The organism is Streptomyces xanthophaeus, from assembly GCF_030440515.1.
GTDB classification, from domain to species: Bacteria; Actinomycetota; Actinomycetes; order Streptomycetales; family Streptomycetaceae; genus Streptomyces; species Streptomyces kutzneri.
The window spans coordinates 5,871,371-5,886,776 of sequence record NZ_CP076543.1 but is presented as its reverse complement, the minus strand read 5'-3'; the positions used below and the strand labels follow the sequence as shown (position 1 = coordinate 5,886,776).

General features: G+C 71.1%; 14 protein-coding genes. 6 read left to right on the top strand and 8 right to left on the bottom strand.

Translation table 11 applies throughout. The features are described 5' to 3' along the window. From KO717_RS26185 to KO717_RS26170, 4 genes are all read left to right on the top strand, one after another. Window positions 1–795 (top strand): thiazole synthase, encoded by a 795-nt coding sequence (locus tag KO717_RS26185; protein WP_301371665.1) that lies wholly within the window; start codon window positions 1–3, stop codon window positions 793–795. Window positions 796–2,028: 1,233 nt separating this feature from the next. After that, window positions 2,029–3,945: a Stk1 family PASTA domain-containing Ser/Thr kinase gene (pknB, locus tag KO717_RS26180; protein ID WP_301371664.1), complete on the top strand. Its 1,917-nt coding sequence runs from the start codon at window positions 2,029–2,031 to the stop codon at window positions 3,943–3,945. A 9-nt stretch (window positions 3,946–3,954) separates the two neighbouring features. Beyond that, window positions 3,955–4,812: a deoxyribonuclease IV gene (locus KO717_RS26175; protein ID WP_301371663.1), complete on the top strand. Its 858-nt coding sequence runs from the start codon at window positions 3,955–3,957 to the stop codon at window positions 4,810–4,812. A gap of 91 nt (window positions 4,813–4,903) precedes the next feature. Next, window positions 4,904–5,449, top strand: a complete 546-nt coding sequence (locus KO717_RS26170) for a DUF4396 domain-containing protein (protein ID WP_301371662.1) — start codon at window positions 4,904–4,906, stop codon at window positions 5,447–5,449. Window positions 5,450–5,462: 13 nt separating this feature from the next. On the opposite strand, the gene KO717_RS26165 is transcribed toward KO717_RS26170, so the two are convergent. Next, entirely contained in the window at window positions 5,463–6,095 is a 633-nt protein-coding gene (locus KO717_RS26165; protein WP_030010526.1) for a sulfite oxidase-like oxidoreductase, read from the bottom strand. Between the two features lie 173 nt (window positions 6,096–6,268). Here KO717_RS26165 and bfr point away from each other — a divergent pair, with 173 nt between their 5' ends. Next, window positions 6,269–6,745, top strand: a complete 477-nt coding sequence (gene bfr / locus KO717_RS26160; RefSeq protein ID WP_301371661.1) for a bacterioferritin — start codon at window positions 6,269–6,271, stop codon at window positions 6,743–6,745. Window positions 6,746–6,751: 6 nt separating this feature from the next. Here the strand turns inward: bfr and KO717_RS26155 are convergent, their stop codons facing one another. Together KO717_RS26155 and KO717_RS26150 are read right to left on the bottom strand one after the other, a co-directional pair. After that, window positions 6,752–7,009 (bottom strand): (2Fe-2S)-binding protein, encoded by a 258-nt coding sequence (locus KO717_RS26155; protein ID WP_301371660.1) that lies wholly within the window; start codon window positions 7,007–7,009, stop codon window positions 6,752–6,754. Window positions 7,010–7,192: 183 nt separating this feature from the next. Beyond that, a complete protein-coding gene (locus tag KO717_RS26150; protein WP_301371659.1) occupies window positions 7,193–8,548 on the bottom strand; it encodes a class II 3-deoxy-7-phosphoheptulonate synthase in 1,356 nt (451 codons plus the stop codon). Window positions 8,549–8,888: 340 nt separating this feature from the next. On the opposite strand from KO717_RS26150, the gene KO717_RS26145 reads away from it, so the two are divergent. Beyond that, window positions 8,889–10,790: an anthranilate synthase family protein gene (locus KO717_RS26145; RefSeq protein ID WP_301371658.1), complete on the top strand. Its 1,902-nt coding sequence runs from the start codon at window positions 8,889–8,891 to the stop codon at window positions 10,788–10,790. 3 nt (window positions 10,791–10,793) lie between these two features. Here the strand turns inward: KO717_RS26145 and KO717_RS26140 are convergent, their stop codons facing one another. The 5 genes from KO717_RS26140 to macS all read right to left on the bottom strand — a co-directional run bounded on the left by KO717_RS26140 (window position 10,794) and on the right by macS (window position 15,371). After that, complete coding sequence (locus tag KO717_RS26140) at window positions 10,794–11,114, bottom strand: hypothetical protein (protein WP_301371657.1); 321 nt, start codon at window positions 11,112–11,114, stop codon at window positions 10,794–10,796. A 78-nt stretch (window positions 11,115–11,192) separates the two neighbouring features. Further along, entirely contained in the window at window positions 11,193–12,188 is a 996-nt protein-coding gene (locus tag KO717_RS26135) for a 2-hydroxyacid dehydrogenase (RefSeq protein ID WP_301371656.1), read from the bottom strand. Between the two features lie 66 nt (window positions 12,189–12,254). Continuing rightward, window positions 12,255–13,283 carry a 6-phosphofructokinase gene (locus KO717_RS26130; RefSeq protein WP_301374753.1) on the bottom strand — a complete coding sequence of 343 codons (1,029 nt, stop codon included), beginning with the start codon at window positions 13,281–13,283 and terminating at the stop codon, window positions 12,255–12,257. Window positions 13,284–13,449: 166 nt separating this feature from the next. After that, the gene (locus tag KO717_RS26125) at window positions 13,450–14,157 is read right to left on the bottom strand and encodes a response regulator (RefSeq protein WP_301371655.1); all 708 of its coding nucleotides are present in this window, start codon (window positions 14,155–14,157) and stop codon (window positions 13,450–13,452) included. Beyond that, window positions 14,154–15,371 carry a MacS family sensor histidine kinase gene (gene macS, locus KO717_RS26120; RefSeq protein ID WP_301371654.1) on the bottom strand — a complete coding sequence of 406 codons (1,218 nt, stop codon included), beginning with the start codon at window positions 15,369–15,371 and terminating at the stop codon, window positions 14,154–14,156. Before macS ends, KO717_RS26125 begins: the two co-directional genes overlap by 4 nt. Window positions 15,372–15,406 lie beyond the last annotated feature (35 nt).

Here is a 15,406-nt window from a genome sequence, read left to right as displayed (position 1 = left end):
ATGGCTGACGACCTCTTCACCCTCGGCGGGCGGACCTTCACCTCCCGCCTGATCATGGGCACGGGCGGGGCCCCGAGCCTGGACGTCCTGGAACGCGCCCTGGTCGCGTCCGGCACCGAACTCACCACGGTCGCGATGCGGCGACTGGACCCCACCGTCCAGGGTTCCGTCCTGTCCGTGCTGACCAAGCTCGGCATCTCGGTCCTCCCCAACACGGCGGGCTGCTTCACGGCGGGCGAGGCCGTCCTCACGGCCCGGCTGGCCCGGGAGGCGCTCGGCACGGACTGGATCAAGCTGGAGGTGGTCGCGGACGAACGGACCCTCCTGCCGGACGGCGTCGAGCTGCTGGACGCCGCCGAGGTCCTGGTGGACGAAGGCTTCACGGTCCTCCCGTACACCAATGACGACCCGGTGCTCGCGCGGAAGCTGGAGGACGTGGGCTGCGCGGCGATCATGCCGCTCGGGTCCCCCATCGGATCCGGCATGGGCATCCGCAACCCGCACAACTTCGAGCTGATCACGGAGCGCGCGTCGGTCCCGGTCATCCTGGACGCGGGCGCGGGCACGGCGTCGGACGCGGCCCTGGCGATGGAACTGGGCTGCGCGGCGGTGATGCTGGCCTCGGCGGTGACCCGCGCCCAGGAGCCGGTCCTCATGGCGTCGGCCATGCGCGACGCCGTCTCGGCGGGCCGCCTCGCCTTCCGCGCGGGCCGCATCCCCCAACGCCGCTTCGCCGAAGCCTCCTCCCCCACGGAAGGCCTCGCCACCCTGGACCCGGAGCGGCCGGCGTTCTGAGGGGACGGGGGGGGTGGCTTCGGTGGGCGGGAGCCGCTCGGGCGGAATCAGAGAGGCGTATGGGGGTTTCCCGTCAGTCTCATCGTCTCTCCGGTTCGGGCCGGTCCCTCAAGGGCGCTCCTTCGTCGCGTCGCTTCGCGATGGCCTGCGGCCACCCTTGACCGACCGTCCCGCCCCGGACATACGAAGACAGCCGGGAAACCCCCAAAGGAACGAGCCGGGTGTTCCTTTTCAGGGACGGGCACATCAGAGACCTTCGGGTGGGTCGGGCGCGAAGAGCCATGTCCAAGAGACGGGGCCCATCCAGAGCAGGGCCCGTGTCGGGGGAAGCGCGCCCGATCGCTACGCGCTCCTCATCTCCCAGCGTCCGACGACCGTCCTGGGCTGGACATAGGCCGCCCACGACCCGTAGATGCTGCTCGTGGGGGGCGTCTGACGGCCGGCTGGGGTGAGGAGGGCTGGGACTGCGGCTATTCCGTCGTGGATACGGGTCAGGGCAGGTGGGCGGCCAGAAAGGCCGGCAGCTTGCCCCAATTGCCCCCATCTGTCCGTGAGCTTGTGGGGTGATGCTCGCGCTGACCCGCATCCACGACGGAATAGCCGAGGTGGGGCCCCTGGCGGCCGTCGGACGCGGTCAGGGAGAAGCGCGTAGCGATCTGGGGCGGCCTATGTCCAACCCCAGACGGTCGTCGGACGCACAGCGAGCGCGGGACCGAGACCGTGGGCGGCCTATGTCCAGCCTCAGACGGTCTGGCGACGCTGAGAGATGAGGAGCGCGTAGCGATTGGATGCGCTTCCCCCGACACGGGCCCTGGTCTGTCATGGGCCCCGCCTCTCGGTCGTGCCGACCGGGATCGCTCGCGCATCTCTGGCCGCCCCGTCCTCATCCTTGAACTCCCGGCCCGTTCCTTTGGGGGCTTCCCGGCAGTCTTTCGTTTCTCCGGGGCGGGACGGTCGGTCAAGGGTGGCCGAAGGCCATCGCGAAGCGACGCGACGAAGGAGCGCCCTTGAGGGACCGGCCCGACACGGAGGGACGATGGGACTGACGGGAAACCCCCATACACATCCCTGATACCGCCCCAGCGGCTCCCGCCCACCGAAGCCCCCGCCCCACCCCACACCACCCCACCCCACACCGCCCCTCCCCCTCCCCGACCCCGCCCCGCGTCACAGCTGCGCTGCAAGGCGACCCGCCCAGGACGGTCGCCGCGTGGTGGCTCGTAGAATCGGCGGGTGGATACGACCCTGGATGACCCCCTCGTCGGGCGCGTGCTCGACGGCCGCTACCGCATCGACGCCCGCATCGCGGCCGGCGGCATGGCCACGGTCTACCGGGCCCTCGACACCCGTCTCGACCGCGTGCTCGCCCTGAAGGTGATGCACCCGGCCCTCGCCGCCGACGCCGCCTTCGTCGACCGGTTCATCCGCGAGGCGAAGTCCGTCGCCCGGCTCGCGCACCCGAACGTGGTCGCCGTCTTCGACCAGGGCACGGACGGGCCGTACGTGTACCTGGCCATGGAGTACGTCTCCGGCTGCACGCTGCGCGACGTGCTCCGCGAGCGCGGCGCGCTCCAGCCCCGGGCCGCCCTCGACATCCTCGAACCGGTCCTCGCCGCCCTCGGCGCCGCCCACCGGGCCGGCTTCGTCCACCGCGACATGAAGCCCGAGAACGTGCTGATCGGGGACGACGGCCGGGTGAAGGTCGCGGACTTCGGGCTGGTCCGGTCGGTCGACTCGGTGACCAACACCACCGGCTCCGTCCTCGGCACCGTCTCCTACCTGGCCCCCGAGCAGATCGAGAACGGCGTCGCCGACACCCGCGTGGACGTCTACGCCTGCGGTGTCGTCCTCTACGAGATGCTCACCGGCTCCAAGCCCCACGTCGGCGGCACCGCCGCGCAGGTGCTCTACCAGCACCTGCACGAGGACGTCCCGCCCCCGTCCGCCGTGGTCCCGGGGCTCGCCGTCGGGCTCGACGAGCTGGTCGCGCAGGCCGCCGCCCGCAATCCCGAGCTGCGTCCCTACGACGCGGCCGCGCTGCTCGGTCTCACCCGCGAGGCCCGCGCGCTGCTCAGCGACGCCGAGCTGGACGCCGTGCCCCCGCAGGCGCGCGCCGAGGAGCGCTCGTCTGCCGAGGACCGTACGGGCGTGATCCCGCGTCCGGTGTCCGCGCAGCAGCCCGTGCAGCACACCTCCCGTCTGGAGATGCCGGCGGCGGCGCCCGCTCCGCCCGCGCACCGGCCGGCGGCCTCCGCGCGGCGGCCCCGCCGCGGGGTGCTGCTCGTGATCGCGGGCGTGCTGCTCGCGCTGGGGCTGGGGGTCGGCGTCTGGTACATCAACTCCGGGCAGTTCACCAGGGTCCCCAACCTGCTCGGCAAGACCGAGGAGCAGGCCCGCTCCCAGCTGTCCGCGGCCGGGCTCGGGGTGAAGGGGGTGAACCGGAAGTTCAGCGACGCCTTCGAACGCGGGACGGTGATGAACACCGATCCCCCGGGCGGCCATCGGATCCGTGGCAACGACGCGGTGACCATCACCCTCTCCCGCGGCCCCGAGGTCGTGGCCGTGCCCAACCTGAAGGGCCGGACTCTGGAGGAGGCCACCGCCGAGCTGACGCAGTCCGGGCTGGCGCCCGGCATGGTGACGCAGGCCTTCAGCCAGGACATCGCCCAGGGTTCGGTGATCAGCACCAATCCGGCGGGCGGCGAGAAGCGGGCGCCCGACACGGCGGTCTCGCTGGTCGTCAGCAAGGGCCGCCCGGTGCCGGTGCCGAGCGTGACCGGGATCCCCGCCGACCAGGCGAAGGCGACCCTGGAGGCTGCGGGCCTCAAGGTCACGGTGGCTCCCGAGCAGGTCAACGCCCCCTTCGGGGCCGGTACGGTCGCCAACCAGTCGGTCGGCGCCGGTACCCAGGCCGCGGCCGGGGACACGGTCACGCTGACCGTGTCCAAGGGCCCCCGGCAGATCCCGGTCCCGAACGTGACCGGTCAGGACGTGGACGCGGCCCGCAAGGCGCTGGAGGCCGCCGGCTTCAAGGTGAAGGTGGACCGGCCGCTGATCTCCTTCAGCAACACGATCGACACCCAGTCGGTGCCGGCCGGGCAGAACGCCCCCGAGGGCAGCACGATCACCATCAAGACCAAGGGGCTGTAAGCCGTGGTGATGCGCAATCCAGTGGGCGGGCACGTCCCCGTCGCCGGGGGGCTGGCCTCGGTCGGTCTGACCTACGCCAGGGAGATGGGGGCGGAGGCCGTCCAGGTCTTCGTCGCCAATCCGCGCGGCTGGGCCACTCCGGTCGGCAGTCCGGCGCAGGACGAGCGGTTCCGGGCGGAGTGCGCGGCCGAGTCCATCCCCGCGTACGTGCACGCCCCGTATCTGATCAACTTCGGCTCGCACACCGAGGCGACCGTGGAGAAGTCGGTGGAGTCGCTGCGGCATTCGCTGCGCCGCGGCCGGGAGATCGGCGCGCTCGGGGTGGTCGTGCACACCGGGTCGGCGACCGGTGGCCGCCCGCGGGAGGCGGCGTATGCGCAGGTCAGGGAGCACATGCTGCCGCTGCTGGACGAGCTGACGCATGACGACGACCCGTTCCTGCTGCTGGAGTCCACGGCCGGGCAGGGCTTCTCACTGTGCTCGCGCACCTGGGACTTCGGGCCGTACTTCGAGGCGCTCGACCACCACCCGAAGCTGGGGATCTGTCTGGACACCTGCCACATCTTCGCGGCCGGCCACGATCTGGCGGAGCCGGGCGGGACGAAGGTGATGCTGGACCTGCTGGTGGACACGGTGGGCGAGGGCCGGCTGAAGCTGGTCCACGCGAACGATTCCAAGGAGGGCGTCGGCGCCCACAAGGACCGGCACGCCAACATCGGCCAGGGGCACATCGGCCGGGACGCCTTCGCGGAGCTGTTCACGCACCCCGCGATGGACGGCGTGCCGCTGATCACCGAGACGCCCGGCGGCAAGGAAGGGCACGCGGCGGACGTCGCGCTGCTGAAGGAGCTGCGCGGCCCGCAGTGATCCACCGATTCCTTGAGGAATACCCCAGGGGGGTATACGGTTCCGTCATATCGACGGGGCCGCTGCCCGGCGTTCCCACGAGGGGGTTGTCATGGAGCACACGCACGAGGGGCACGAGGGGCACGAGGGTCCCCACAGCCACGGCCACGGGCCCGCGCACGAGCACCACGCACCGGCACCCGCGCACGGCGCCGGCGGCCCGGTCACCTGGGGCATGGCCGCCCGGGCCACCCTGCACTGCCTCACCGGATGCGCCATCGGCGAGGTGCTCGGCATGATCATCGGTACCGCGCTGGGCTGGGGGAACGTCCCGACGATGATCCTGGCGATCGTCCTCGCGTTCTTCTTCGGCTACGCGCTCACCCTGCGCGGGGTCCTCGCCGCCGGCGTCGACCTGCGTACGGCCATCCGGGTGGCGCTGGCTGCGGACACCCTTTCGATCGCCGTCATGGAGCTGATCGACAACGGGGTGATCGCCCTGTGGCCCGGCGCGATGGACGCGCACCTGTCGGAGCCGCTGTTCTGGATCGTCCTGGCGATCGCGCTGGCGGCCGCCTTCGTGATCACGACCCCGGTCAACAAGTGGATGATCGGCCGCGGCATGGGTCACGCGGTCGTGCACCGGTACCACCACTGAGCGCGGGGCGCCCCTAGAGTTCGGGGCCCTCCCCGGGCTCCTCCTGGTACGAGTAGCGCTGCTCGCGCCACGGGTCGCCGATGTTGTGGTAGCCGCGCTCCTCCCAGAAGCCGCGGCGGTCGGCGGTCATGTACTCGATGCCGCGGACCCACTTGGGGCCCTTCCAGGCGTACAGGTGCGGGACCACCAGCCGTACCGGGAAACCGTGCTCGGCGGTGAGCAGTTCACCGCCCTCGTGGGTGGCGAAGACGGTCCGGTCGGAGGCGAAGTCGGCCAGCCGCAGGTTGGAGCTGAAGCCGTACTCGGCCCACACCATCACGTGCGTGACCTGGGGGGCGGGGGGAGCCAGGGCGAGGACCTCACGGGCGAGCACACCGCCCCATTCGGCGCCCTGCATGCTGAACTTCGTGACGCAGTGCAGATCGGCCACGACGGAGTCGAACGGCAGGGCCGTGAACTCCTCGTGGTTCCAGCAGTGCTTGTCCCCGTCGGCCGTCGCGCCGAAGACGCGGAACTCCCAGCGGTCCGGCTTGAACTTGGGTACGGGACCGTAGTGGGTGACCGGCCAGCCCCTCTGCAGCCGCTGCCCCGGTGGAAGCTCCAGCTGCTCTGCTCCCGGAGATTCCCGGCTTTCCGGCTGACCCATGACTCCATGGTGACAGACTGGGCAGGGTGGTCATGACCAGGCCTTGGCCGATTCGGGCAAGTCGCGGTAACTCCCACTAAGGAGGCACTTACTGGACGGCCTCCGACGGCGGTGCAAGGATGCGCGCAACTGCCCCGTCACATAGCTGACATTGCCTGGAAGGAGCCTCTGCGATGCAGGGCGACCCCGAGGTCCTTGAGTTTCTGAACGAGCAGCTGACCGGCGAGCTGACGGCCATCAACCAGTACTGGCTGCACTACCGCATCCAGGACAACAAGGGCTGGACCAAGCTCGCCAAGTACACGCGTGAAGAGTCCATCGACGAGATGAAGCACGCGGACAAGATCACCGAGCGCATCCTGATGCTCGACGGTCTGCCGAACTACCAGCGTCTCTTCCACGTGCGCGTCGGGCAGACGGTCACGGAGATGTTCCAGGCGGACCGCCAGGTGGAGGTCGAGGCGATCGACCGGCTCAAGCGGGGTATCGAGGTCATGCGCGGCAAGGGGGACGTCACCTCCGCGCGGCTCTTCGAGGACATCCTCGAAGACGAGGAGCACCACATCGATTACCTGGACACCCAGCTGGAACTCATCGAGACCCTCGGTGAGGCGCACTACCTCGCCCAGCAGATCGAGCAGCCGAGCTAACCGGCTCTAGGCCGCTTCCGCCAGCTCCGCCGACCGGGCCGCACCCGGCTCCGCGGCGAGCACGGCCGCCGTCCGGCCCTTCTCCAGCAGCTCCCGGCGGGGGCACGCCCCACGGCCGAGGATGCCCTGGATGGTGCGCACGCACGATCCGCAGTCGGTGCCGGCCTTGGTGGCCGAGGCGATCTGGCGCGGGGTGCAGGCCCCGGCAGCCGCGTGCTCCTTGACCTGCTTGTCGGTGACCCCGAAGCAAGAGCAGACGTACACGCGGTTCACCTCCCAGGGCGGCATGGTTTCAGCGGTTCAGCGGTTCGACGAGCCATCCCCATTTCGGTGAGGCTTACCTAACCGTACCCAAAGTTAGGGTCGCCTAAAAGCCCTGGATACGACAGTGGGGCGCGGATCACATCGATCCGCGCCCCACTGTCGTACGAAGGTACTGACTGATCCCTACTGGTCGCGGTACATCTCGGCGACGAGGAACGCCAGGTCGAGGGACTGGCTGCGGTTGAGCCGCGGGTCGCAGGCCGTCTCGTAGCGCTGGTGCAGGTCGTCGACGAAGATCTCGTCGCCGCCGCCCACGCACTCGGTGACATCGTCACCGGTGAGCTCGACGTGGATGCCGCCCGGGTGGGTGCCGAGTGCCTTGTGGACCTCGAAGAAGCCCTTGACCTCGTCGAGCACGTCGTCGAAACGGCGCGTCTTGTGGCCGGAGGCCGCCTCGAAGGTGTTGCCGTGCATCGGGTCGGTGACCCAGGCGACGGTCGCGCCGGAGGCGGTGACCTTCTCGACGAGCTCGGGGAGCTTGTCGCGGACCTTGTCGGCGCCCATGCGGACGACGAAGGTCAGCCGGCCCGGCTCGCGCTCGGGGTCCAGCCGGTCGATGTACGTGAGGGCCTCGTCCACCGTGGTGGTGGGGCCGAGCTTGATGCCGATCGGGTTGGCGATCTGCGAGCAGAACTCGATGTGCGCGTGGTCCAGCTGGCGGGTGCGCTCACCGATCCAGACCATGTGGCCGGAGGTGTCGTACAGCTTGCCGGTACGCGAGTCGGTGCGGGTCAGCGCGCCCTCGTAGTCGAGCAGCAGCGCCTCGTGGGAGGCGTAGAACTCGACGGCCTTGAACTCGGCCGGGTCGGTGCCGCACGCCTTCATGAAGTTCAGCGCGTTGTCGATCTCGCGCGCCAGCTGCTCGTACCGCTGGCCGGACGGGCTGGACTTCACGAAGTCCTGGTTCCAGGCGTGCACCTGGCGCAGGTCGGCGTAGCCACCGGTGGTGAAGGCGCGCACCAGGTTGAGCGTCGAGGCGGACGCGTTGTACATGCGCTTCAGCCGCTCGGGGTCCGGGATGCGGGCCTCTTCGGTGAAGGCGAAGCCGTTGACGGAGTCGCCGCGGTAGGTCGGCAGGGTGACGCCGTCGCGGGTCTCGGTGTCCTTGGAGCGCGGCTTGGAGTACTGGCCCGCGATGCGGCCGACCTTGACGACGGGCACGGAGGCGGCGTACGTCAGGACGGCGCTCATCTGGAGCAGCGTCTTCAGCTTGGCGCGGATGTGGTCGGCGGAGACGCCGTCGAAGGCCTCGGCACAGTCGCCGCCCTGGAGCAGGAACGCCTCGCCCTTGGCGACGGCTCCCAGACGGGCACGCAGCTGGTCGCACTCACCCGCGAAAACGAGGGGAGGATACGACTCGAGGTCCGCGACGACAGCGCGCAGAGCCTCGGCATCGGGGTACGAAGGCTGCTGCGCCGCGGGAAGGTCTCGCCAGGTCGCCTTGGCGGCGGGGGCTTGGTTTTCAGCGTTCACGGTCACCTCGTACACATTACGGCGTCACACGCCGCGTTCAGCCCCCCGCCCACAACGTGAGACGAACCCGCTCAAAGGTCGCGGGCGCCCGGCGGAACGGAATCCATGGTTCAGCTCACGCCATGAGACAGATCCTGCCCCGCGGGGGCGGTCTGGGCTAGGGTGCCCACCATGTACGCGCACTCGAACCAGAACTGGTGGTGGCCCGCTCCCGGCGGCCCACTTCTCGCGCGTACCTGAAGACACGCACGACGCGAAGGCCGCCCCGAGGGGCGGCCTTCCGCGTTTTCGACCACGCGGTCGGATCCCAGGGGCCGCTCCTCCCACCGGAAGGACGCTCCGCCCCATGAACCCCAGCCGACCCGACCGACTGAGCCGACTGCTCGACCCCTCCTGCCCGCCGTTCGCCCTGCTGCGCCGGCGGACCCCCGGCCGCGACCACGACACCGTCGAGGTGCTGATCGGGCAGGTGGGCGAGGTCGAACGCCTCGCCGACCTGCCCGTCGGCGAGCTGCCCGCCCTCGCTCTCGTCCCCTTCCGGCAGATCCGGGAGCGCGGTTTCGACGTACGCGACGACGGCACGCCGCTGAGCGTGCTCGTCGCCGAGGAGGCGTACGAGATCCCGCTCGCCGAGGCGCTGGCCGCGCTGCCGAGCCACCCGGTGCGGGTCGACGGCGGCGGCTTCGACGTCCCCGACGAGGAGTACGCGGCCACCGTCCGGCGAGTCATCGAGGACGAGATCGGTCGCGGCGAGGGCGCGAACTTCGTCATCCGGCGCACCTACGAGGGCCGCATCGGCGGATTCGGCCGGGCCGACGCGCTCGCGCTGTTCCGGCGGCTGCTGGAGGGCGAACGGGGCGCGTACTGGACGTACGTCGTCCACACCGGGGAGCGGACCCTCGTCGGGGCCAGCCCCGAGGTGCACGTGCGCATGTCCGGAGGAACGGTCGTGATGAACCCGATCAGCGGCACCTACCGCTATCCGGCCGGGGGGCCGACGGCCGACTCCCTCCTCGCCTTCCTCGGCGACCGCAAGGAGACCGAGGAGCTGTCGATGGTGGTCGACGAGGAGCTGAAGATGATGTGCACGGTCGGCGACATGGGCGGGGTCGTCGTCGGACCGCGGCTGAAGGAGATGTCCCACCTCGCGCACACCGAGTACGAGCTGCGCGGCCGGTCCTCGCTGGACGTGCGGGAGGTGCTGCGCGAAACCATGTTCGCGGCGACCGTCACCGGATCCCCCGTGCAGAACGCCTGCCGCGTCATCGAACGGTACGAGGCCGGCGGGCGCGGCTACTACGCGGGCGCGCTGGCCCTGCTGGGCCAGAACCCCGCGGGGGCGCAGACCCTCGACTCCCCGATCCTGATCCGCACCGCCGACATCGCGGCGGACGGCACGCTGCGGGTACCGGTGGGCGCCACGCTGGTGCGGCACTCGGACCCGGCGGGCGAGGTGGCAGAGACGCATGCGAAGGCCGCGGGGGTGCTGGCGGCGCTCGGGGTGCGGCCGGCCGCACCGCGCCCGGCCTTCGAGGGGGCCCGGCTGGCGGACGACCCACGGGTGCGTGCGGCCCTGGCGGCGCGCCGTCAGGACCTGGCGCCGTTCTGGCTGCGGATGCAGGAGCGGCCCGCGGCCCCGGCCGGACACGCGCTGGTGGTGGACGGCGAGGACACCTTCACGGCGATGCTGGCACACGTGCTGCGGGTGGCCGGGCTGGAGGTGACCGTACGCCGCTACGACGATCCGGGACTGCGGGCGGCTGCCCTGGCCTGGGAGGGCCCGGTCGTGCTCGGCCCCGGCCCGGGCGATCCGGCCGAGGCCGCGGACCCGAAGATGCGGATGCTGCGCGCGCTGGCGGCCGACCTGCTGGCCGGGCACCGCCACGGCCTGGTCGGGGTCTGCCTGGGCCACGAGCTGCTGGCGGCCGAGCTGGGCCTCCCGCTGATCCGCAAGGCGGAACCGGCGCAGGGGGCGCAGACCCGGATCGATCTGTTCGGGGCCGAGGAGGTGGTCGGCTTCTACAACACGTACACCGCGCACTGCGACGACGCCCTGGCCGCGCGGCTCGCCGCCGACGGGGTGGAGGTGGCCCGTGATCCGGCGACGGGCGAGGTCCACGCCCTGCGCTCCGCGGCCGGCTTCGCGGGGGTCCAGTTCCATCCGGAGTCGGTGCTCACCCTGCGCGGCGCGGATGTGCTGCGCGAGCTGCTGACGGGCGTCACGGCCGGGGTCGGGGCCGCTTCCTAGGGCTCAGGCTTCCCCGCCCGGGGCGGCTCCCGCGCCGGTCGTGGGGGCCGCTCCCGCCGCCCGGCGGGCGAGGGCGGACCGGATCCCCTGCCACGACAGGATCGCCAGCAGCACCGGGGCTGCGAACACCAGGACGGAGACCGCGCCGAGTGCCAGCCCGATGGACAGCACCACACCCGTGGCGTGGTCGGCGGCCCCCAGCCACGGATCCGTCCGCCGGCCGGGCTCGGCCCGGCGCGCCAGCTGCGCCGCGCGGTAGACGTACAGCAGCTGCACGGCGGCGAAGACGAAGAAGATCCAACGGATCCAGTCAGGTAGGTGCACGGTGCGAACATAGGCCCGCCCCGGCTCTGCGTCGTGGACGGTGGGTGAACGCGGGCGGAAATCCGGGGGTGCGTCCCGCTATGCCGGCGGGACCAGGGTGTTCTCCGAGCGGCGGCCCGCCAGGTGGTCCGCGACGTTGGAGACGGTGGTGGCGATGATCTGGTCCACCGCGTCCCTCGTGTAGTAGGCCTGGTGGGAGGTCACCACGACGTTCGGGAAGGTGACGAGGCGGGCCAGGGTGTCGTCCGCGACGGCCTCCAGAGACCTGTCCAGGAAGAAGACTCCGGCCTCCGCCTCGTACACGTCCAGGCCGACGCCCTCGAAACGGCCGGCCCGGAGCTCGTCGACCAGTGCCTCGGTGTCGATCAGCCCTCCGCGGCTGGAGTTCACCAGGATCGCGTCGTCCCGCATCCGCCGCAGCGCGGCCGCGTCGATCATGTGCCGGGTGGACTCCAGCAGCGGCACGTGCAGGCTGATCAGGTCCGAGGAGGCGAGCAGCTCGTCCTTGTCCACGTACGTCATGCCGAGTGCGAGGCAGGCCGGGTTCTGCACCACGTCCCAGCCCAGCAGGCGCATGCCGAAGCCGTGCGCGATCCGGGTGAACGCCTCGCCGATCTTTCCGGTACCGAGCACGCCGACCGTGCGGCCGTGGAAGTCCCGGCCCATCAGCCCGTTCAGCCGGAAGTCGAAGTCCCGGGTCCGGGTCGTCGCCCGGACGAGCCGCCGGTTCACGGTCATCGCCAGGGCCCAGGCGAACTCGGCGACCGAGTAGGGGGAGTAGTACGAGACCCGGCCGATCGTCATGCCGAGGCGCCGGGCCTCGTCCAGGTCGATGTTGTTGAAGCCGGTGGACCTCTGGGCGATCATCTTCGTCCCGCCCGCCGCCAGCATCCGCAGCACCCGGCCGCTCAGGTCGGCGTTGACGCTGGAGGAGACGATCTCGTACCCGGCGGCGATCGGCGCGGTGTCCTCGTCGAGGAAGACTTCGAGGCAGCGGACCTCGTGAGCTCCCTCGAAGGCCTGCTCCAGGAGCGGCCTCTCGTCGGCGGTCACACCGAATGCCAGGATCTCCACGCTTGCTCCCGCACCTCGAACCATGGGCCGTTTGTCACCATACGGCCCATGGTGGCGGGTCGCCGCTCAGCCGAAGAAGACCCCGGCCTCCTTGTAGAGCGCGGGATCCACGGTCTTCAGCTTCGACGTCGCCTCCGAGATCGGCACCCGGACGATGTCCGTCCCCTTGAGCGCGACCATCTTCCCGAAGTCCCTGTCGCGCACCGCGTCGATCGCGTGCAGCCCGAACCGGGTCGCGAGCCACCGGTCGAAGGCGCTCGGCGTGCCACCCCGCTGGATGTGCCCGAGCACCGTCGTACGGGCCTCCTTGCCGGTCCGCGCCTCGATCTCCTTGGCCAGCCACTCGCCCACGCCCGACAGCCGGACATGGCCGAAGGAGTCCAGGGTGCCGTCCTTCAGCACCATCTCCCCGTCCTTGGGCATCGCACCTTCCGCGACCACCACGATCGGCGCGTAGCTCGCCTTGAACCGGGACGTCACCCAGGCGCAGACCTCGTCCATGTCGAAGCGCTGCTCCGGGATGAGGATGACGTTGGCGCCGCCGGCGAGCCCCGAGTGCAGGGCGATCCAGCCGGCGTGCCGGCCCATGACCTCGACGACCAGGACCCGCATGTGGGACTCGGCCGTGGTGTGCAGCCGGTCGATGGCCTCGGTCGCGATGCCGACGGCGGTGTCGAAGCCGAAGGTGTAGTCGGTGGCGGACAGGTCGTTGTCGATGGTCTTGGGCACGCCGACACAGGGGATGCCGTGCTCCTCGTACAGCCGGGCCGCGACCCCGAGGGTGTCCTCGCCGCCGATCGCGATGAGCGCGTCCACCTCGTACTTCGCGAGGTTGTCCTTGATGTCGCGCACGCCGTTCTCCGTCTTGAACGGATTGGTGCGCGAGGAGCCGAGGATGGTGCCGCCGCGGGGCAGGATGCCGCGGACGGCGGGGATGCCGAGGGGGACGGTCCGGCCCTCGATCGCGCCCCGCCAGCCGTCCTTGAACCCGACGAACCCGCAGCCGTACTCCTGCTCGCCCTTGCGGACGACCGCCCTGATCACCGCGTTGAGCCCGGGGCAGTCGCCGCCGCCGGTCAGCACTCCGACCTTCATGGATTCTCCAATCGCCATGACGGTCACGCTAGTGGTGACGCAGGTCACAGCAAGGGGCCTGGAGAGGTCAATTCCGGTGGAATCGTGAGGCGTTGCGTACGCCCGTTCACTCGTACGAGGACGTAAGTACGATCGACGGGCGGTGCGGACGTCCCCCGGGCGGGTACTACGCGTCGTCGAGGCCGCGTTCTATGGCGTACCGGACGAGCTCCACCCGGTTGTGCAACTGCAGCTTGCCCAGGGTGTTCTGGACGTGGTTCTGCACGGTGCGGTGGGAGATGACCAGACGCTCGGCGATCTGCTTGTACGACAGCCCCTTGGCCACGAGCCGCAGTACCTCGGTCTCGCGGTCGGTCAGTTGCGGGGCCTTCGGCTCGTCGGAGGTGGCCGGCAGCGGATCGGTGGCCAGGCGCCGGTACTCGCCGAGCACCAGCCCGGCCAGGCCCGGGGTGAAGACCGGGTCGCCTGCCGCGGTGCGGCGGACGGCGTCGATCAGCTCCTGGGCGCCGGCGGACTTCAGCAGGTAGCCGGTCGCACCGGACTTCACCGCTTCCAGGACGTCCGCGTGCTCGCCGCTGGCCGACAGGACCAGGACCCGCAGGGCCGGGTTGGCGCCGACCAGTTCCTTGCAGACCTGCACGCCCGGCATGCCCGGCAGGTTGAGGTCGAGGACCAGCACGTCGGGCGTGACGGCATGGGCCCGGCGGACCGCCTCGGGGCCGTCGCCGGCGGTGGCGACGACGTCGAAGCCCGCGGCGGCCAGGTCGCGGGCGACCGCGTCCCGCCACATCGGGTGGTCGTCGACGACCATCACCTTTATGTCGTGCAGCTCGTTCGGCCTGTTCGGGTCGTTCACGTCGGTGCGCTCGCTCATCTCTTGTCCGTCCTCCCCCTGGGTACCTTCAGTTCCACTTCGGTGCCCTGCCCGGGAACGGACACCAGATCGGCGCTGCCGCCGAGATCGCGCAGCCTGCCGCGGATGGACAGGGCCACCCCCATCCGGCCCTCGCCCGCCGCCTGGTCGAGCCGGCCCGCCGGGATGCCGGGGCCGTCGTCGCGAACGGTCACGATCACCTCGTCGCCCCAGTCCTCGACGAGGATCCAGGCCCGCGCCCCTTCCCCGGCGTGCTTGCGCACGTTGTCCAGGGCCGCGCCGACCGCCGCGGCCAGTTCCCTCGCGGCGGGCACCGGCAGCGGCACCGGGGTACCCGGCTCGGCGAAGCTGACACGGGACCCGGCGTGGGGCGCGAGGAGCGTGCGCAGGTCCAGCTCGCCGTCCTCGGCGCCCGGCTCGTCGACCTCGTACGTGTCCACCAGCGCGCCGCGCGACTCGTCGCGGGAGACCCGGGAAGGCTGGACCAGGCCGCTGGAGACCAGCGTGCGCAGCGCCACCTCCTGCTCCCCCGCCATCCGGCCGAGCTCCTCGGCCTCGCCGCCCAGCTCGCTTCCGCGCCGCTGGACCATGGCGAGGACCTGGAGGACCCCGTCGTGGATGTCGCGGGCGAGGCGCTCGCGCTCGCGGGTGGCGGCCTCGATCTCCAGGGCGCGCGCGAGGGTGTTCTCACTGGCCCGGGCGACCTCGACCACGTAGCCGATGGCCACGGAGGCGACCCAGACGAGCAGGACGTTGTGCAGGGTGTCCCGGGTGGGCTGGCCCGTGTGGATGGCGAGGTTGGCCGCCGCCACGAAGGTGGAGGCGAAACAGGCCCAGCGCCAGCCGCCCTTGATGGCGAAGGCGAGGACCGCGCCCGCCGTCCAGATGGTGGGGAGGGTGCTGCCGCCCGCGGCGATCCGCGCCTGGGTGTCGGCGACCGGTGTGAGCACGATGCCCACGATCGCGACGGTGAGGTCGGCGACGAGGAAGCCCTTGGTGCAGCTGGCGGCGTTCGCCACCTTGCGGGAGGTGGCGAGGGTCCAGACCGCGAGGAAGGCGAGGTAGCCGACCGCGACCCCGGGGCGCGGGAACTCCTTGTGCGCGGCGGCGAACAGCAGCGCCGCGTAGACCATGGTCAGCAGCCGGTACGCGGTCAGGGCACGCCAGAGCGGCTGCTCGACCGACATGCGTACGACGCGTTCGCGTTTCGCCATCTCCCCCACCCCTCGCGGGCGGCATCGCCCACGCG